The sequence below is a fragment of the Paludibacter sp. genome, assembly GCF_009712605.1.
Taxonomy (GTDB): Bacteria; Bacteroidota; Bacteroidia; order Bacteroidales; family Paludibacteraceae; genus Microbacter.
This window is the reverse complement of the sequence record NZ_WASO01000001.1, coordinates 334,789-355,865: the sequence shown is the minus strand read 5'-3', so window position 1 is coordinate 355,865 and position 21,077 is coordinate 334,789. Positions and strand designations below refer to the sequence as shown.

The window sequence follows — 21,077 nt, the reverse complement described above, 5'->3', positions numbered from 1 at the left end:
TTCTTCTATCCATATCCATCACAATTACAAAAATCCAAAATTTTGCCCGGAAAGCAACAATGCATAGTGCAAAATTTGAAATAAGCCAGCTATGAAATTTCACCACCACACTCTTTCTACCCTAGCAATGTCAGCCATAAGTATCTTGCTATTAACGAGCTGCAAAACAAGTTCCGGAGAAGAGATCGGCACTACGACAACAACGACAACGCCTACAGGCACAAAATCTGATGTCGCATTCTGGCTTACTAATTCTGACAAAACAGTTCTTTTTCAGAAACAAAATTCATCATTAAATTTTAGCAATGATGCCCAAGGCATTAGCACCATTACCGTAGACACCACACAAACTTATCAAACCATTGATGGTTTTGGATTTGCACTCACAGGCGGAAGTGCAACACTACTCAACAGTTTGGACGAAACACCCAAAACGGAATTATTGAAAGAATTGTTTCTGACAGACTCCACACACATTGGTATCAGTTATTTACGCATCAGCATAGGAGCTTCTGATCTCAGCGCAGAACCTTTTACCTACGACGAAGTTGCCTCTGGACAACGCGATGACAATTTGCTATCGTTTTCCATTGCCAGAGAAAACACCGACCTGATTCCTGTTCTGCAAAAAATAGTAGTTCTCAATCCGAATATCAAAATTATTGCTACACCATGGACTGCCCCTACCTGGATGAAAACCAACAACAGTTATGTGGGTGGGAGTCTTCGAGCTGATTGCTATGATGTGTATGCTCGCTATTTTGTAAAATATTTGTTGGCAATGAAAAATGCGGGAATTCCAATTGAAGCTATTACCCCGCAAAATGAGCCCCTGAACGCCTACAACAATCCGGCCATGATGATGATGGCTGACGAACAAACAAACTTTATCAAGAATTATTTAGGCCCTCAACTCCGGGCAAATAATCTATCTACTAAAATCATCGTTTACGATCACAATCTGGATCATCCCGAATATCCTATTAATGTATTAGACGATGCAGGAGCTGCTGCGTATATTGACGGATCTGCATTCCATCTTTACGCCGGCAATATCGAAACCATGTCGACCGTTCACACCTCCCACCCAACCAAAAACCTTTATTTCACAGAGCAATACACTGCATCCACAGGCACATTCAATGGCGACTTACAGTGGCATATTCAAAATCTCATAATTGGGGCTACCAGAAACTGGAGCCGAAATGTAATTGAATGGAACCTGGCATCAAACCCTTCTTTAGGACCTCACACATCAGGAGGCTGCACCACCTGTTTGGGAGCGCTTACCATCGGGTCAACCGTAAGTCGCAATGTAAGTTATTATGTAATTGCCCACGCTGCCAAATATATCCGACCGGGATCTGTCCGCATTAATAGCAGTGTAATAAGCGACCTTCCGAATGTAGCCTTTAAAACCCCCGACGGATACAAAGTTCTTATAGTACTTAATACAAAATCAGTTCCATCGGTATTCAATATCAGTTTCAAAAACAAAACCGTATCGCCCACATTGGCGGCAGGAGGGGTAGGTACATTCGTTTGGAAATAAGCAAATAACGCAACTTTACATCTAACTAAAACCACTCTAATAAAATGCAGAAATTTTTGTTAAGCATAACTCTTGTAGTACTTTCTCTGTATTCTGGCACTGCAATTACATTCGCGCAGAAAAAAGTTGAAAAAGAATGGAAATCTACAGTGTATACCACTGCCGAAAACACAGCCCTGCGCATTAGCCAAACAGAAAATTTACAGTTTCATAAAGCACAACAACCCGTCGAGAAAGAAATATGGGTATTTGTTGATCCAACAAAAGCGTTCCAGTCTGTTATAGGAATCGGAGGAGCTATTACCGATGCATCTGCAGAAACATTTGCAAAACTTCCCGTGGAGAAGCAAAATGAAATTCTGAAGGCATTCTTCGATCCTAAAAATGGCATAGGATATTCTATGATCCGTACAAATATCGGAAGTTGCGATTTTTCGAGCGATAGCTATTCTTACGTAGACTCTCATGATACGCAATTAAAAACGTTCAATGTTTCTCACGATGAAAAGTACAAAATTCCGCTCATCAAAAAAGCAACTACCACTGGCGGCGGGAAACTACCGTTGTTTGTCAGTCCGTGGTCGCCCCCTGCATGGATGAAAGACAACAACAGCTTAATTCATGGAGGCAAATTGCTTCCGGAATATGCACAAAGCTGGGCAAATTATCTTGTGAAATTTATCCGCACTTATGAATCGAAAGGCATTCCGGTATGGGGCATTTCTGTTCAAAACGAACCTATGGCCATTCAAACCTGGGAATCCTGCATTTTCACCGCCGACGAAGAGCGTGATTTCATCAAAAATCATCTTGGTCCGACGTTAGTAAAGACCGGACTGGGCAGTAAAAAACTCATTGCATGGGATCATAATCGTGATCTTTTTTATCAACGTGCAAGCGGAATCATGTCCGATCCAGAGGCAGCCAAATACGTATGGGGATTTGGATACCATTGGTATGAAACCTGGAGCGGAAGCGGCATGCAATTTGAAAACCTCAAAAGAGTAAAAGAGGCGTTTCCATCAAAACATATCTTTTTTAGCGAAGGTTGTATTGAAAAATATGACGCTTCAAAAGTAAATGAATGGTGGCTGGGTGAACGTTATGGCAAATCAATGATTATCGATTTCAACAACGGATCGGAAGGTTGGATTGACTGGAATATCTTGCTTGATCAAACCGGAGGCCCCAATCATGCTGGAAATTTCTGTTACGCACCAGTTCATGCAGACACTAACACCGGAGCCCTAACTTACACTAACATTTTTTATTATCAGGGACATTTTTCCAAATTTGTAAAGCCCGGAGCAAAACGCATTGCTTGTTCAACAACTCGTGATCAACTCCTTGCAACCGCATTCCGCAATCAGGATGGAATAATTGACGTAATAGTTATGAATCCGACCGACAACTCAATGAACTATAATCTTCTGATAAAAGGAGTCACCTCCCCTGTAAAATGTTTACCACACTCAATTTCCACAATAGTAATAAAATGATGCTAAACGGTATTTACGGGTAATTTATGATTGTGTTGTGCTCTCTTTAAGTTGGTATAAGCCGACGGTTAATCAATAATTTGTCGGCTTACCAACTTTCAAAGATGTTTTTAATCTTGAATGTTTTATATTTGTCTCTTTTACCGACTCTTTTATGTCCTTTGATTATAAAATTTCAAATATCATGAAATCTTTCATTGTAATCTTGCTATCGATTTTTCTGTTTTCATCTTGTAGCAAATCAGAGCCAACCGTACCGAATTCGCCAAATGCTTTTAGTGCCGACATTACTTACGCGTCAGTAAACAAAACCGACAGTGTAAACTATATAGTTTTCAGGGCAAAAACGAAAGGAGTTTTTAGTTCTATAAGCTGGGATTTTGGTGACGGGGAAACATTACAAAGCGACACTGTTGTTACTCACTATTTTCCTCAAAAGGGCACATACACAGTCAAGTTTACAGCATTGGATGTTCTTGGAACAGCAGCGTTGTCAACAAAAGATGTTGTTATTGCTGCCGACGATCCCGCCTACGTTCCTCATAAACTGATCTGGAGTGACGAATTTGACGGCACAACACTCAACACATCGAACTGGGTCAACGAGACCAATATCGACGTCAACAACGAATGGCAGAAATACACCAACGGAGATAACCTGACGATAAAAGACGGTATCCTTACCATAACAGCCAAAAAAGTGGGAACCGGACAGAAAAAAGGAGATTACACTTCAGGTCGCATCAATTCTAACGGTTTAAGAACATTCCTGTACGGGCGTATGGAAATCAGGGCAAAACTACCCGCGGGAAGAGGAACCTGGCCTGCCACATGGATGTTAGGTGCCAATATAGCCACGGCAGGATGGCCTGCCTGCGGTGAGCTCGATATAATGGAACATGTAGGCTACAACCCTCTGTGGGTCAAAGGATCCATCCATACACCATCCAGCTATGGCAATACGGTGAATAATGCCGATTACAAACTGACTGATTGCGAGTCGGCTTTCCACACTTACGGGATGACCTGGACTCCTTCCAAAATTGAATATTACATTGACGATCCTGACCATCCTTATTACACATACAGTCCGGCGGTAAAAAATGCCTCCAACTGGCCTTTCAACAAACCCTGTTTCTTCATTCTCAACCTCGCCATCGGAGGAGATTGGGGCGGTGCACAAGGAGTAGACGATAGCATCTTCCCTTGTTCTATGCAGATTGACTATGTGAGGGTTTACAACTACAAATAAAAGGGGCTTATGAAGTAAACTGAGAAATTAGATCGCTCTCAACAATATCTCTAATACTATTTCCATGAAACGCTCACTGCTGTTAACCACTATTTTGATTGCAGGCCTGTCTCCGGCATTTTCACAAACCGGAACTAATGAGACAGCAATCGTTTCAGGCACCAGTAAAGCGGTAGTTCAGACCGATTGTGGCAAAGTAAGAGGATTCATACACAAAAGCACTTTTATCTTCAAAGGCATACCTTACGCCGAAGCTGAGCGTTTTATGCCTCCTGTCAGGGTCAAAAACTGGGATGGAATACGCAGCTCCATGACCTACGGCCCGGTTTGTCCGCTTGAAACGATGAACAGTGTAAACGATGAAAGCGAGTTTATTTTTCATCATGACTGGGGCTATCAAAACGAAGATTGCCTGCGCTTGAACATCTGGACTCAGGGTATAAATGATGCCAAAAAACGTCCGGTGATGGTGTGGCTTCATGGAGGAGGTTATAGTGCAGGCTCATCGCAGGAATTACCTTCCTATGATGGCGAAAACCTGAGCAAAAAAGGCGATGTTGTTCTCGTATCCATTAATCACAGACTGAATGTTCTCGGATTTCTTGACCTCTCAGCCTACGGAGAAAAATACCATCAATCCGCCAATGTCGGCATGATGGATATTGTAGCAGCACTGCAATGGATTAAAAACAACATTTCTCAATTCGGAGGAAATCCGGACAACGTTACTATTTTCGGACAATCGGGCGGTGGCGGCAAGGTTATTACACTGATGAATGCTCCATCTGCAAAGGGATTGTTTCACAAAGCCATTTCTCAAAGTGGAGTTGTATCCAATTTCAGAGACCCTGCCATCACAAAACAAATTAGCGCAGAACTACTAACTGAGCTCAAACTGATCCCTTCCCAAGTCGATTCACTTCAGAAAATACCGTATAATATACTCATTGCCGCGTCGAAAAAAGCAATTGCCAAAGTTCAGCAGAAGTTGGCATCCGAAGGAAAAATCAGTGGCAGCATCAACATCGGATGGAGTCCTGTGCTTGATGGCTCTTTCCTCCCCTACCAGCCTTCCGATGCGAAGGCAACCTCCATTTCGAAGGACATTCCGCTACTTATAGGATCGACGAAAAACGAGTTTATTCTTTCGTTGAGTAACCCCAAATTACGACACGGCAATATTGCGGATATTACATCTTATATCAACAATGTCTATAAGGACAAAGCCGAAGCCTACATTGACGCAGTAAAACAAGCTTATCCGGGAGACACTCGTCCGTCTGACCTCATCGACATTGACCTTCGGTTCAGAGCCGGAGTGTTATCTGAAGCCGCATTAAAATCAACTACAGGGTCGGCTCCTGTTTACATGTACCTTTTCGGATGGCAATCGCCTGTGATGGATGGAGATTATAAAGCCATGCACTGTTTCGAGCTTCCATTCGTATTCAACAACATTAGCCGCTGCGAAGAAATGACTGGCGGAGGGAAAGCTGCCTATGAGCTTGCCGATAAAATCAGTCAGGCATGGATCAATTTTGCGCGAACAGGAAATCCCAATCACAAAGGGTTGCCCGAATGGCCGGTTTATTCCGTTGAAAACGGCGCTTTAATGTATTTCGATAACAAATGCGTAGTAAAAAACCATCACGACGAATGCATAATGAATCTAACGACCAAAAAACAATAACATGACAACCTTAAAAAATGCGCTTATTGCAACATCTGTGGCCGTGCTATCCATTGGCATAGCCCCTTTAACTAAAGCTCAACAGATCTTTGATGTAAAGAAAGTAGTCTCAGCTATGACCTTAGAAGAAAAAGCCTCTCTGGTTGTGGGCAAAGGAATGCAAATGGATCCCTCTGCGAAGCAAATAGCACCTGTTGTCGGCTATACGGATCAACTAGTACCAGGGGCGGCCGGGATCTCAGCCTCATTCCCTAAATATGGTATCACCCCGATGGTACTGGCTGACGGACCTGCCGGACTGCGCATTGAGCCTAAACGCAAGAATGACAAAGCCACTTATTACTGCACAGCATTTCCGGTGGCAACTGTTCTGGCCTCTTCTTGGGACATTGATTTAGTTAAACGTGTCGGCATGGCTATGGGCAACGAGGTACACGAGTACGGCGCGGATATTTTGCTAGCCCCGGCACTCAATATACACCGTAATCCATTGTGCGGTCGCAATTTTGAATATTACTCCGAAGATCCTGTAGTGGCCGGAAATATCGCCGCTGCAATGGTAAATGGAGTGCAATCGCAAGGTGTGGGAACCTCCATCAAGCATTTTGCCGCGAACAATCAGGAGACCAACCGTAACACCGTGAATAACCTCATGAGTGAACGTGCAATACGTGAAATCTACCTCGAAGGATTCAGAATTGCGGTACAAAAATCGCAACCATGGACAGTAATGTCTTCCTACAATTTAATCAACGGCACTTACACCTCCGAACGATACGACCTGCTCACTACTATTCTGCGTGACGAATGGGGATTCAAGGGATTTGTAATGACAGACTGGTTTGGAGGCTTAGATCCTGTAGCACAGATGAAAGCCGGTAACGACATGATTATGCCAGGTATGCCAAAACAATCAACGGCTATTATCGAAGCTGTAAAAGCAGGCAAATTATCGATGCAGGAGCTGGATCGAAATTGTGAACGCATACTGAACGTCATGCTACTATCCCCGCATTTCCAAAATTACAAGTTCTCAAACCATCCGGATCTGAACGCTCATGCATTGGTCACACGCCAAGCCGCAACCGACGGTATGGTATTACTCAAGAATGAGAAAGAGACATTGCCAATTGCCGGTTCTATCAAAAAAATAGCACTATTAGGAAACACTTCTTACGCCATTATCAAAGGAGGAACCGGTAGCGGAAATGTAAATGCAGCTTATAGTGTGGACCTGTTACAGGGGCTTGACAACGCTGGCTATAAAATTAGTCCGTCGTTAAAAGAGAATTATCTGAACTATCTCAAGGCCGAAAAAGCAAAGTTACCCAAATTGAGTGCAAATGACATGATGTTCGGGCACATAACACACATTGATGAAATGCCCGTTAATCAGGCTAAAGCATCTGTTTTAGCTGCAGAAAACGACATTGCATTGATAACCATCGGTCGTAACTCGGGTGAAGGCATCGACCGAAAAGTTGATGGTGATTTTAACCTGACAAAGAAAGAAATGAGCCTTTTGACCGAAATATCGGCAGCATTCCATGCCAAAGGCAAAAAGGTGATTGTTGTTCTCAACATTGGTGGTGTCATTGAAGTTGCCAGTTGGAGAAACTTAGCCGATGCGATCTTACTGGCATGGCAACCGGGTCAGGAAGCCGGCAACTCTATTGCTGATGTTTTGAGTGGCAAAGTAAACCCGTCGGGTAAACTGACATCAACCTTTCCTATGTTATACAAGGATGTCCCCTCTGCTAAAAGTTTCCCGGGCATTGAATTACCCAATCCACATCCGAAAGCAGCCGTAAGTGATTTTCTATCGGCAAAACCAGCTGAATCCACTTACGATGACGGAATTTACGTCGGGTATCGCTACTACAACACCTTCAAAGTACCTGTTGCGTACGAATTCGGCTACGGATTATCATATACCACATTTAGTTACAGCTACCTCACGCTCAGCAGCAATACATTCAACAATTCCATTACAGCCACCGTCACGATCAAAAACACCGGCAATGTAGCTGGTCGCGAAGTGGTACAATTATACCTGAGCGCACCCTCTTCATCACTCGACAAACCTAATGAAGAGCTGAAGAGCTTCACCAAAACATCTATGCTAAAACCGGGAGAAACACAACAAATTACGTTTACTATTTCTCCACGCGATCTTGCCTCGTTCAATACGGCAGCTTCTTCCTGGATAGCTGATGCCGGAACTTACGCCGTCAAGATCGGAGCTTCGTCCAGAGACTTCCGTCAAACAGCTACATTTTCACTGCCAACGGAGATAGTAGCAGAAAAAGCCCACAAAGCGCTGGCTCCTTCACGTATTTTCAATGAACTAAAGCCTCAAAAATAGAGGATCATCTAAAGAGAATATTCCTATCATTTTTCAAACTTTTTGCTGTATTGTCCGGTCTCCTTTCAGAGGAGCCGGGCATTCGGCAAAAGATCTATTGCAAGACAGTTTTACCGGCTTGTACAGCTCGTTTTGTGCCTTTATAATTCACACGTAACAATTACATTTTTTCAATATCATCAAATTTAAGGAATCATGTCCAAAAGTAATTTATTCCGTTTCGTCCTATTCTTTACCCTGTTTTCTTGCTGCATTTTGGTTATGGCAACGACGCAAAAACAGAGCAATTCCAGATTTTTCAGAGTCGACGGACAACAGTTGAAGGCTCCCAACGGCAAACCTTTCCTCATTCAGGGTATCAATCTTGGCAACTGGGTGAATCCTGAAGGGTATATGTTTCTATTTAATAACGTAAGCTCTTTTCGTCTGATTGATCAAGCGCTTAAAGAACTGGTAGGTGCCGATGAAACGAACCGTTTCTGGCAACAGTTTCAGGAAAATTATATCACAAAAGCCGACATTCATTATATTCGCCAGACGGGCATGAACTCCATCCGGCTGCCGTTTCACTACAAACTCTTCACCAGAGAAGATTACATGGGAGCCAACAATGAGAATCGCGGCTTTGAGCTGATTGACCGTGTAATCGGGTGGTGTAAAGCCGAAGGTTTGTCGGTGATTTTGGACATGCACGATGCTCCCGGCGGACAAACCGGAGACAATATCGACGACAGCTATGGTTATCCGTATTTATTTGAAAACAACAACGACCAGGCGCTGTTCTGTTCCATTTGGAAACGCATCGCCAAACACTACGCCAAAGAAACAGCAATAATTGGATATGACCTACTGAACGAACCCATCGCACCATATTTCCCAAATAAAGATGAGCTTAACAAGCTTTTAGAGCCTGGTTACAAGATGGCCACGGCTTCAATTCGTGAAGTCGACAAAAACCACATTGTCATTTTAGGCGGTGCACAATGGGATGGAAATTTTACGGTATTCAACGACTGGAAATTTGACGATCAAATGATGTACACTTGCCATCGTTACTGGTGCGATACATTACAGGCAAATGTTCAGGATTTCGTGGATTTTCGGAATAAAACCAATCGACCGATTTACATGGGAGAAACCGGTGAAAACACAGATACGTGGGTTAATGCTTATCGGAAACTGCTCGAATCGAATAATATTGGATGGCACTTCTGGCCCTACAAAAAGCTTGAGAAAACAAGTTGTATGGTATCTGTAAAAGCTCCGGTGGGATGGGATAAAATTGTAGAATTTACAAAGAAAGACCGGAGTAGTTTTGAGAAGATAAGAGAAGCAAAACCGTCAGCAACAGAAACAAGGGCAATTCTGAAACAGCTACTTGAAAATATTAAGTTCGAAAACTGTTTAAAGAATGACGGATATATTAAAGCACTAGGCAAACAGCCCTAAATCGCTTCCAAAAAGTAACTGAGGATGCCCTGAATTAGCAAAGGACATCCTCTGTTATCTTTATGCGTTTTCTTCTTTCTGAGGAAAAATGACAGACGCCAAAATACTTATTCCCAAAATACCTACCACAGCCAGAAGAGACGGAACCGTTTCTATGTGAACATGGAAAATACTTCCCAACAACATTTTAACACCTATAAAGGTAAGCAAGACGGCCAATCCGATTTTCAGATAATGGAAAAGATTCATAACATTGGAAATGAGAAAGAATAAGGATCTCAGCCCAAGAATTGCACAAATATTAGAAGCAAACACAATGTATGGATCTTTCGTGATTGAGAAAATTGCCGGAACCGAATCGACTGCAAATAAAACATCCGAAAATTCAACAACAAAAACCACCAAAAGTAACGGTGTAATCATCCGTTTTCCATCTATTTTTGTAAAGAAATTATCCTTGACAAAATGAGGATGCACTGCAAAGTATTTAGAGGCAAACCGCACAATCGGATGCTTTGACACGTTGATTTTTTCTTCTTTGTCTTTATCGACATACATCTTAATTCCCGTAAACACCAATAGCGCTCCAAAAATCCACATCACCCATTCGAAGCGTTGGATCAGAGCTGCACTCAGGAATATAAAGATAAACCTCATGACAATTGCACCCAAAATGCCCCAAAACAAAACTCTGTGATAATACGCTTTCGGCACACTAAAGCTCATAAATATCATGATAATCACAAAGATATTATCAACTGACAGAGCATATTCAATAAGATAACCTGTCAGAAATTCCAACGAAAGCGCCTTTCTGTAAATTCCCAGATTGGTATCCAAATCCAACGCCGGGTTTAAATTCAATCCGTGACCATGGAGCTGATTGAGTTCCTGTAGCCGGGCAAACGAATCGACACTGTGAATCATATCTCCGTACGCTCCTATAAAGAGATAAATGCAGAACGACAACAGTGTCCAAACTATCGTCCAAATAGTTGCCTCTTTAAAGGAGACCTCATGACTGTGCCGGTTAAACAACCCCAAATCAATTGCTAAGACGACAAATATAAGAGAAAGGAATCCTCCGAAAAAGATAAATTCGTGACCGTTCATTATAAATTAGCTATTTATTTTTTGAAGACAAGATACACGGCAGCAACCATTAGCAACATGGCAAGTATGTGATTCCAGCACACATCAATTTTAAATACAATAACTGAGAATACGATAAAAACAGAGAGAGTTATAACTTCCTGAATCACTTTTAGCTGCATCAAAGAAAATGCACCACCGTTACCCTGAAAACCAATCCGGTTGGCAGGAACCTGCAGACAGTACTCAAAGAAAGCGATGCCCCAACTAATCAGAATAATGGCAAATAAAGGCAGGGAACTAAACCAGGAAAAATCGCGCATACGAAGATGGCCATACCATGCAATCGTCATAAATACATTGGCAACAACAAGCAAACCAATGGTTGTCAAACTATTATACATCAAGAAACTATTATTTCACATTTTTACCTCTGAGGAGATTTACATTTCCCTTCAGTTTAAACTTTTTACCATCCGTACCTGTTGCTGAAATAAGGTAATAATAAACACCCGGAGGAGCCAACTTCCCTCCCACTCTGCCATCCCAGCCCTGAGCCGGATCTGTCGACGTGTATACGCGTCCCGCCCAGGATGAGTAAAGCAATATCTTATAGTCAGCTATCGATCGGTAAGACACACGAAACTGATCATTTTGGCCGTCTCCATTGGGTGTAAACACGTTGGGCACATTGATAAAAGAGGAACTAACTTTCACTGTCAACGAATCAGAGTGCGAACAAGAACCTGAACTGTTGGTTACGATCAGAGTTACCTTATAGTCTCCTGTTTCACTGAAGACATAACGAAGATCTGCATCAGTGTACCTCAAATAATTGCTTGTATTAGCAAGATTGCAAATCCTCCATTCATAAAACTGCGTCACCGGAAGGTTGGCATTACTCTTGAATGAAACATTTAATGGCCCCGACCCTTCGAGCGTCCCGGTTTTTCGTCCCGACTCATTGGCTGCATCTCTCTCAACAATACTGCCGGTGGGATGACATTCCACCCGGATTGCCTTGTAAATATCAGAAGTTACAGTGGATGCGATCCCAAATAACGTTGCATACTGATCTCCCGAAAGGGTAAAAGATGTATCCTTATATGGTGCATTCAACACAATGGTTGTGAACGGATATGTCTCGATCAGGCTTCTGGTAGTCGCGGACCACTGACCCGAAGCATATTCCTGATCGGGATAAGATACTGTAAACTGACGGCTGAGAAGTTGCTTGGTGCTATTTTTGTCGTAATACACCAAATCAGGTATTTTTCCGGAAAAATTTAATGAGATATTACTGCATTTATCAATACTTTCTGAAACAGTGAGAGCAGTTAACGATGTCAAATATTTTTGATAGTCAATCACCCAGATATAATATTGAACACCATTTGCAGTTAACACATAGCCCGTTCCGTCTTCCACCGAAATGGCAGACGAATTACTTACAAATGAGCCGTCATATTTTTTCCAAAGATAGCTCGGAGCTGATCCGGCGAACTGAATTTGATTATCCGCGGTAATCCCGTTGAACAGAAAAACTGCATCAATATTTTTCACAGCACTACCAGTCAGCTGTATTGAACGACCTGAACCGGATGAAATGAACTGAGAAAACACACTTGTTGTGATAAAACACAGCAGCATACTAAGGGCAATCTTTTTTATCATACGTCGCTATTAAGTAAAAATCGGCTTAAATCACTCATTCGAACTTTATCTGATTAGAAAAAGCAAATTGATAAAAAGGCAATTACAACATGCAAAATTACTATTTAATTTACATGTTGACAAAATTCAAATTTTATTACTCTTGTAAACGAACCGGGATGAATAATATTACATTTTCCCTGAAGGAATGACCTGATTAGCATTCAAATTCGGCGTTCAACAACATTTTACTATCTTTGCGATAACCGACCAAAATCATGCGTAAATACCTATTGTTTATAGTAACATTAATCGTATTTGCCAGCTGCAAGCATACGCGCCCCCATGATAAAGAACTGCTTGCTACAGCTGACAGCTTGGTAGAAGTTTATCCGGACAGTGCTATCCAAAAGCTAAAACAGTTATCTCCAATCCAGTTATCTTCATATGATCATGCATTATACGCCCTTTTAACATGCAAAGCTCTTGACAAATGCGGACAATTGGGAGAATCTGATTCTCTAATCAAAATTGCCTCGTCGTATTTTCCTCAGGTCAACGACAACGAAAAATCAGCATACGCTTTTCTTTATCAGTCAAGGTGTGCCCGCTACAGGGAAGATATATCCTCCAGAACCGAAAACCTTAATAAAGCCATCAAGTTTGGGCTGGCAAGCAACAACAGCAAGCTAATTGGAATCCTCTATTACGAAAAAGCCACGCTATACAAAGTTCAACGACAACCTGACAGTGTAATTCATTATGGAGTTTTAGCCTACAAAACACTACAAAAAGAGGGAGACCCCCGCAGTATTTTCAATTCTCTTTTGGCAATTGGAGATGGCTTTTATATAAAAGCCAATTTCCATGAGGCATTGCGTTATTACAGGCTAGCTGAACACGAATCATTAAAAACAAAAGAAGTCAATCTTCAAACGACAGCTTATCATCTTATTAGCCGCTCATATTGCAATTTACAGCAATATGACTCAGCCATTTTTTATGGCAGACTATCTCTTAAAGCCAAAGATACGTCTGAAGCGGGAAAACACATGAATATTGGAATCGCTTTTTTAAAAAAAGGCGTTATAGATTCTGCTAAATACCATCTCCGACAATGTTTACACTCAAAGAATCTTTTATCTGCTTGCTACCTGCGATTGCAAGAGGCTGAAGAAAAGCAGGGAAACATAAAAGCGGCGATCGAATATTCTAAGCTAATTGAAGCTGCAAAAGATTCAGACTATCAAAGATCATTGGCTACCAGTTCCGTTGTTATGAAAAAAAAATATAACTCAGAGAAAGCACAGGTTGAATACAAAAGACTATTAATCCATAATCAGCAATTTACAATTCTGGCAATTCTGTCAGTCCTGCTATGCTTCGTGGTTTCGACTTTCGTTTTAATAGAGAAAAATCGGAAACGGAAGTTAGAACTTCAAAATGAAGCTGCTCAGAATATTATTTGCCAACAACAGCTTCAATTACAATCTGAGCAAATCAAAAAGATTGAAATACTACAGAAAATGATCCAGCTCAAGCATATTCCAGAAAGTAATCTAACACAAATAGGGGCTCAATATCTTAAATTATTTGGAGAAGACAGCCACGTGATTCCTACTAACATTGAAGAAATGACAGAGGTTATTGACAATGCGTTTAATGGGCTATCTAAAAGAATCAAAGAAAGGTACCCTCATTTCACTCCAAGAGAAATCCAGATCAGTTGCTGCCTTAGAGCAGGATTTGACCATGGTGCGATCCTTACCATTTTTGACATAAAAAGTGAGACCTACTATCGTTATCGTTCTAATATCAGAAAAAAGATGAATGCCGGTCTGGATGACAAAATTGAGAAGATTCTTTCTGAAATATAATAACGACCTAATTCTTACGATGAAATGGGCAGATATTCCAACATTACCTTCCGGCAAATTCTACAAATATTCTCACTTTTTTATTGCTGTTGCATTCTATCTGGATGTCGGCACTCGTCCTCACGAGACCTTATATTATTACACCGAGCAGACAGCCTAATGGAGGACCAACCTGCTAGTGCTATCGCATCATTAAAAAAAATCAGTCACCCACAGCACCTTAAACAAAAAGATTATGCACTATATGCACTGTTAATGTGTCAGGGCATGGATAAATGTGGAATAGACATTAAATCTGACAGTTTGATAAAAGAAGCTGTTAATTACTACAAAAACAATAATGAATTTACTAGAGCTGGCTATTCTTTCTTTTATTTATCAAGATGTGAGCGCAACAAAAACGACACACAAAAACAAGCAGAAGCTCTATTAAAAGCAATCCCTTGTGCCAAGAAAAGTGACAACCATAAACTACTGGGGTTTGTTTATAGTGAGACTGCTTCTATTTATAGGAGCCAGAATCAAATTGACAGTATGATTAAGTTCAATAAACTCGCATATTATTCGCTAAAACAAGCAAATGACATAAGAAACTGTATTGTTTGTCTAATTGGAATTGGATATGGATATTATCAAAAACAAAACTTTCAAGAGTCTCTAGTTTACTACAAAAGAGCAGAAAAAGAAGCCAAAAACATAAAAGACAACAGTTTAACTTCTCCATTATACAAATTCACCAGTCTAACCCTATTCTATCTTCACGATTATTCTGCAGCTTTAGCATATGCACGAAAAAGTATAGAAACCAAACAGGCAGAAGATCCGACCAATTGGTTCAACCTTGCGGCAATATTTGAGGCAAAAAACAATCTTGACTCTGCTAAAATATATTTATCCCAATGTCTTAAATACAAATATAATTCTCCTGATTGTTTTGAACTACTACAAAAAATTTCCGAAAGAGAAGGCAATTATCAAGATGCATTCAGATGGGCAAAATTGAAAAATGCAGCCAAAGATTCAATAAATGAAGATAATTTAAAACTAAGTTTAGAAGGACTGGAAAAGAAGGTAAACTTTGAAAAAATTGAAGCTGACAATCAAAAATTAATAATCAAAAATCAACGCTTTACCATAATCATTGCTTTGATCGCAATCCTTTGCTTGATAATTGTGGTTATAATCCTGATAGAGCAAATCAAAAAGAACAAATTAGCGTTAAAGCACGAAACTGATATCAAAATCATTAACCGACAAAAAATCAAATTGCAAGCCGAACGAATATCAAAAATCAAAATTCTACAGAATCTGATACAACTTAAACTTATCCCGAAAAAAAATTTATCACAAATAGGAGCTCAGTATCTTAAGCTTTTTGGAGAAGTTGATCACTCACTATCTGCACACAATAACGATATAATTAAGGACATAGACTCTGTATTTCATAATTTCTCCCAAAAGTTAACTGCCCGATTTCCGACTCTAACCCCAAAAGAAATATTGGTATGTTGCTACTTAAAAGCCGGAGTTAAGCAAGAATCAATACTATCATTGCTCAATATAAAAAGCGAAACATATTATCATTACCGTTCAAATATCAGAAAAAAGATGAATGCCGGACAAGACGATAAAGTCGAACATATATTATCTGATATATAAGCTCAAAAACCGACAAATTCTTCGTTGAGATGGATCAATCTTCATTCAGAAATCTTAAAATCACGCAGCTATCTATCCTACTATTTAGCTGTAGCTTTCTGTTTGTTGCTTGTAAACGAACGCCCTCTCACGATGGCATACTCATAACCAGGGCAGAAGCAATAATGAAAACTCACCCTGACAGCGCACTCAAGCTTTTAAAGTCCATTCCTTTTCCGAATAAACTAAGCAAAGAAGACGATGCGGCCTACTCCTTATTATTAAGCCAGGCTTTTGACAAATGTGACATTTATATTGAATCAGATTCTATAATCAATACCGCCGTCTCATTTTATTCCAAATCAAACGATTCACATAAAGCCGCATATGCATACTTCTACTTTTCGCGATGTGCAAAAAACAGGAATGAACAACAATTAAGAGCAAATAGATTAATTAAAGCCTTTCCCTATGCTGTCAAAAGCAAAGATTACCAATTAATCGGCTTTTTAAATGCCGACAAAGCAGATATTTTCAGGGAACAAAGAATGCTTGACAGTGTAATAAAATACGACAAGAAGGCTCTGCAATATTTATCAATGGCCCATGACCAGAGGAATATTGCTCTTTCATATTTAGGATTAGCTTATGATTACTACCAGAAAGAACAGTATTCATTAGCATTATCATATATGCATAAGGCATTACAAGATTCTTACAATTTAAAGGATTCACTATTAATATCATCCTGCTACAGAAATAGCTCTCTCATTTACTACTATCAAAAGCAATATTACAGAGCATTAAACGCGATTAGATTAGCTTCTGCATATAACACCCAATATAACTATGCGCAATGGATGACTTTGGGTGCTGTTTTAATCAAAACCGGCAAATTAGACTCGGCTGAATTCTATCTCAAGAAAGCGATTCAAACCAAGAAGGCTCTTCCTGATTGTTATATGTTACTACAAGAAATCTATGAAAAAAAGAATATGAATACAGATGCCTTGCTATATTCAAAACAATATCTAGCAGCTAAAGACTCAAATTACAGGCAAACTCTCACATCAAGCTTCTCCGGATTAGAAAGAAAGATTAATTACGAAGAAGTTTCTAAAGAGAATCAGAAACTAACAATAAAGAATCAACAATATATTATGCTGATTGCAATAAGTTCTCTGCTAATCTTCGCTATTATCACAATTGTGCTTGTAGAAAGAAATAAGAAAAAAAAGCAACAAATAAAAAATGTATCTGCCCAAAACATCATCAATCTGCAAAAAATCCGCTTACGATCAGAACAGATTTCCAAAATTGCCATCATCCAGAAATTGATTCAGCTTCAGCTAATCCCCAAAACCAACTTATCACAAATCGGAGCACAATATCTCAAAATATTCAATAAAGAACATAACAAGTTAACATCAGAACATAACGCAATAAGCCAAAATATAGATCCTTCTTTTGAATCATTCCTACTTGAGTTAAAACGCAGATTCCCCACTCTCACAAACAAAGAGTTACTAATTTGCTATTATCTTAAAGCAGGATTCAATATTGAATTAATTCTGGCATCTCTCAATATCAAAAATGAAACTTATTATAAATACAGATCAAATATCAGAAAGAAGATATGCCCACGTGAGGATGTCAAAATCGAACAAATACTTACTTCAATACCTTAACCAAAAAACAAACTTTTCCATCTAAGACTCCTTTATACATATAAATCACTCTCTCAACAAAATACAAACTACTGACAACATGCAAATTACACATATCCAAAATTGACGTTATACATATAATTTTTCCATTAAAAATCAGAATATATATTTCTGTTTTCTGTAATTTTACAGAATTGAACAGTCTTCTGATCCTTTTATTAGAATTCGAAGGCTTGTAGTGGAAAATAGAGTGGAATTATAATAATAATTACCAATCCATTTATTCCCTATTAGATTTTGGTTAGTAAGAAAGGGAACGACGTGAAGTCGTTCCCTTTTTCTTTTTCCCAATATGATTAATGCGTTATATTGCGCTTTATTTTATTGCGTATCTTTGCTATCAAATTTCACATTTATGCGCCGGATCATCTTCATATTTTCCATTATTCTCTTAACAACAGCTTGTCATCATTCCTCTCCAAATGACATAGCTTTATTAAACAAGGCTAATGATTTGATGGAAAACCAGCCGCATAAAGCATTAGAAACACTGAAACTAATAAAAAATCCCAGCCAGTTATCCACGAAAGAACATGCCTTTTTTGCATTATTAATGAGTCAAGCATTAGATAAAAATGCCATTGACGTCGAATCTGACTCTCTGATTCAAATTGCCACAGAATATTACACAAACAGAAATGACTATAAAAAAGCGGGATATGCTTATTTATATTTATCTCGATGCGCCCGTAACAGACAAGATGCAAAAAAACAAGCAGAAGCATTATTACATGCTACACCATATGCCATTGAATGCAAAGACAATAAACTACTAGGATACATATATTCCGACAAGGCGCTGGTTTATCAGAATCAAAATTTGATTGACAGCATGCTTAATTACAACAAAATGGCATTGAAAGCCTTCCTAAAATCAAACGACAAACGAAATAGCGTTGTTATGATGTTTGAAATTGGTTACGCCCATTTTCAGAAAAATCAGCTAGATAGCGCAATTTATTATTATAAAAAAGCAGAATATGAAGCACAATCCTTAGACGAGGGATTACTTTCATCCTCAATTTATAGATTATTGGGGTTAGCTTATTATGAAAAAGAAGAATATGCATTGTCTCTTTATTACATAAGGCTTTCCACGAAAATATCTGATGTTTATGATTATCACAAATATATCCTCCTTGCTCGCATTTATTCTAAGATTGGCAGTTTAGATTCTGCATCAATATATTTGGAAAAGTCTAAAAAAATATCCTCTTCAACTGATTACTATTCCGTAGCATTAGATATAGCCGAAAAAAGAAATAACATCCCTGATGCTTTAAAAAAAGCCAAAGATTTGATTTTGGCAAAAGACTCTGATTTTCAAAGAACACTTACTACCAGCTTTGCCGGCATGGAAAAAAAATATAATTATGAACGCATTGCGGCTGAGAACAAAACTCTGATCATAGCAAATCAACGAAATAAAATTGCGGTATTGTTTCTATTACTCGGATTAAGTGGCATCATCGTAATTGTTTTATTATGGAGATACAGACACAAACAAATCCAGCTTAAACAGCACCAACTGCTTGTTGAGAAAGAAAAAGAAAACAATCAGTTACTACAGCAACAAATTAATATGCAAAATGCATTGATCAAAAATGTAGAACATCATAAGAAGACTGCTATTAAAAGATTAGTTCCGAGCAAGAGCTCCTATTCAATATCAGAAGAAGAATCAATTGATTCTATGGCACTCTACGATGAATTAATTTCAAGTATAGACGGATTGTACAACGGCTTCTCCAAACGACTTAAAAATAAATACCCCCAACTGACCACCACCGACATTCTAATCTGTTGTCTACTGCGGGCTGGCTTTGAATCCGGCATGATCGCCTCTGTTTTGGACACTCAGACTGATTCTTTTAATGTTCGTAGAGCCAGATTACGCAAGAAATTAGAAATTGAACACGGCGTAAATTTCTCTAATTTTCTTGCCGAATTTTGACCTCTTTTTCCCCTCTTTTACTTCTTCAAATTATATTGTTAATAGTCTTTCAAATTATAATCAATGTATAAATCTGGTTATCTTACAATTAAAACATGCCACTTTATCTTGTGTTAATATAATTTTGGAGGACAAAAGAGCACATTAAACTGATTTTATTTGTTTCTTTGTAATGTTAACCAACGCAAAACAGAGACTGTTATCAATGCATTTGAAAGAGATAACTCCAACAATTATCATAAAATGGACATCCATCTCATCGGTTGACAAACGAACATGAATACATTCAAAATATTTGATTATTTTTCTCTTTAGATTTTGGTTTAGAAACAGGGCGACGAGATGTCGCTCTGCTTCTGGTTTTCAAAATCAATTAGAACAAATCTGAATTAAAATATCAACTCAAAATTAATGACGAAATAAAATGCAAGTTCTTCGTAATAATATCGAAGAGATCTGTTTTTTAGGTCTAAATTTTGGGGTGTTTATGTATAAAATTTTAGCTATATCAGAATATGTTAATGTTGAACATATTTAAACCTGTTACAAATAATAGATTTTCAATTTTTTAGCATCTAGTTTCGAGTCTGATGTTAATATAATTTTTCGAATAAAAATAACACAAGTGGGGTTTTTTGTATGTTTCTTTGTAATGCTAACCAACACAAAAAATTACAAAGATGAAAAATTTCAAATTATCCCTAAGAGTTGCAATCTCTATCGCATTATTTACAAGTTCTTTGATTTATGCAAGCGCTTACGTTCCTCTACCCCCTACTAGATTCGTTCCGCTACCTCCTACAAGAATTGAATCCTTGAGTGTAGTAGAAAAAACAACTCTAATACAGACAAGTGCTTACGTTCCGCTACCTCCTACAAGGTTCGTTCCGCTACCTCCTACAAGAATTGAATCCTTGAGTGTAGTTGACAAACAACTCTAAACTCTTCAAACATCGACAATTCGATATATAACCGACATCAGAGTCGATGGCAAATATAACAATAGGCAACGTAGCATACACAATATACGCTACTTGAAGTATAGTAGTATTGCATATAGCGCAACTGAGACAAACAGCAAAGACATAGTGTTCTCTACGAGACATTGATTATGATATTCTAATAGGCAATAACAACATAAAGCCTATATGGCTTAAAATATTTGATTATTTTTCTCTTTAGATTTTGGTTTAGAAACAGAGCGACGTGATGTCGCTCTGCTTCTGGTTTCAAAATCTAAATAATCAAATAGCGACTATGAAATAATCAAACATTTGAATGCTTACAAAATATACTTGTATTTACTATACAAAATAAGCCCCGAAAAGA

The 21,077-nt window shown here is 39.0% G+C and carries 14 protein-coding genes; 11 read left to right on the top strand and 3 right to left on the bottom strand.

Going from position 1 to position 21,077, the window contains the following annotated elements; translation table 11 throughout:
- Positions 1-91: 91 nt before the first annotated feature.
- From F8N35_RS01260 to F8N35_RS01235, 6 genes are all read left to right on the top strand, one after another.
- Positions 92-1,552 carry a glycoside hydrolase family 30 beta sandwich domain-containing protein gene (locus F8N35_RS01260; protein ID WP_293049540.1) on the top strand — a complete coding sequence of 487 codons (1,461 nt, stop codon included), beginning with the start codon at positions 92-94 and terminating at the stop codon, positions 1,550-1,552.
- Positions 1,553-1,596: 44 nt separating this feature from the next.
- A complete protein-coding gene (locus tag F8N35_RS01255) occupies positions 1,597-3,051 on the top strand; it encodes a glycoside hydrolase family 30 protein (RefSeq protein WP_293049539.1) in 1,455 nt (484 codons plus the stop codon).
- Between the two features lie 184 nt (positions 3,052-3,235).
- A complete protein-coding gene (locus F8N35_RS01250; RefSeq protein WP_293049538.1) occupies positions 3,236-4,303 on the top strand; it encodes a family 16 glycosylhydrolase in 1,068 nt (355 codons plus the stop codon).
- Between the two features lie 64 nt (positions 4,304-4,367).
- The gene (locus tag F8N35_RS01245; RefSeq protein WP_293049537.1) at positions 4,368-5,993 is read left to right on the top strand and encodes a carboxylesterase family protein; all 1,626 of its coding nucleotides are present in this window, start codon (positions 4,368-4,370) and stop codon (positions 5,991-5,993) included.
- Position 5,994: 1 nt separating this feature from the next.
- The gene (locus tag F8N35_RS01240) at positions 5,995-8,358 is read left to right on the top strand and encodes a glycoside hydrolase family 3 N-terminal domain-containing protein (RefSeq protein ID WP_293049536.1); all 2,364 of its coding nucleotides are present in this window, start codon (positions 5,995-5,997) and stop codon (positions 8,356-8,358) included.
- Positions 8,359-8,553: 195 nt separating this feature from the next.
- Positions 8,554-9,807, top strand: a complete 1,254-nt coding sequence (locus F8N35_RS01235) for a cellulase family glycosylhydrolase (protein ID WP_293049535.1) — start codon at positions 8,554-8,556, stop codon at positions 9,805-9,807.
- 60 nt (positions 9,808-9,867) lie between these two features.
- Here the strand turns inward: F8N35_RS01235 and F8N35_RS01230 are convergent, their stop codons facing one another.
- From F8N35_RS01230 to F8N35_RS01220, 3 genes are read right to left on the bottom strand one after another with little or no spacing between them, the layout of a single operon-like run.
- Positions 9,868-10,920 carry a TerC family protein gene (locus F8N35_RS01230; RefSeq protein ID WP_293049534.1) on the bottom strand — a complete coding sequence of 351 codons (1,053 nt, stop codon included), beginning with the start codon at positions 10,918-10,920 and terminating at the stop codon, positions 9,868-9,870.
- 14 nt (positions 10,921-10,934) lie between these two features.
- A complete protein-coding gene (locus F8N35_RS01225) occupies positions 10,935-11,303 on the bottom strand; it encodes a DMT family protein (RefSeq protein WP_293049533.1) in 369 nt (122 codons plus the stop codon).
- 10 nt (positions 11,304-11,313) lie between these two features.
- Positions 11,314-12,573: a gliding motility-associated C-terminal domain-containing protein gene (locus F8N35_RS01220; RefSeq protein ID WP_293049532.1), complete on the bottom strand. Its 1,260-nt coding sequence runs from the start codon at positions 12,571-12,573 to the stop codon at positions 11,314-11,316.
- Between the two features lie 257 nt (positions 12,574-12,830).
- Here F8N35_RS01220 and F8N35_RS01215 point away from each other — a divergent pair, with 257 nt between their 5' ends.
- From F8N35_RS01215 to F8N35_RS01195, 5 genes are all read left to right on the top strand, one after another.
- Entirely contained in the window at positions 12,831-14,429 is a 1,599-nt protein-coding gene (locus tag F8N35_RS01215; RefSeq protein ID WP_293049531.1) for a hypothetical protein, read from the top strand.
- A 19-nt stretch (positions 14,430-14,448) separates the two neighbouring features.
- Positions 14,449-14,589, top strand: a complete 141-nt coding sequence (locus F8N35_RS01210) for a hypothetical protein (protein WP_293049530.1) — start codon at positions 14,449-14,451, stop codon at positions 14,587-14,589.
- Positions 14,589-16,088, top strand: coding sequence for a hypothetical protein (locus F8N35_RS01205; protein WP_293049529.1), 1,500 nt, complete (start codon positions 14,589-14,591; stop codon positions 16,086-16,088). Before F8N35_RS01210 ends, F8N35_RS01205 begins: the two co-directional genes overlap by 1 nt.
- Positions 16,089-16,117: 29 nt before the next feature.
- Positions 16,118-17,755: a hypothetical protein gene (locus F8N35_RS01200; RefSeq protein ID WP_293049528.1), complete on the top strand. Its 1,638-nt coding sequence runs from the start codon at positions 16,118-16,120 to the stop codon at positions 17,753-17,755.
- A 394-nt stretch (positions 17,756-18,149) separates the two neighbouring features.
- Positions 18,150-19,748, top strand: a complete 1,599-nt coding sequence (locus F8N35_RS01195) for a hypothetical protein (RefSeq protein ID WP_293049527.1) — start codon at positions 18,150-18,152, stop codon at positions 19,746-19,748.
- Positions 19,749-21,077 lie beyond the last annotated feature (1,329 nt).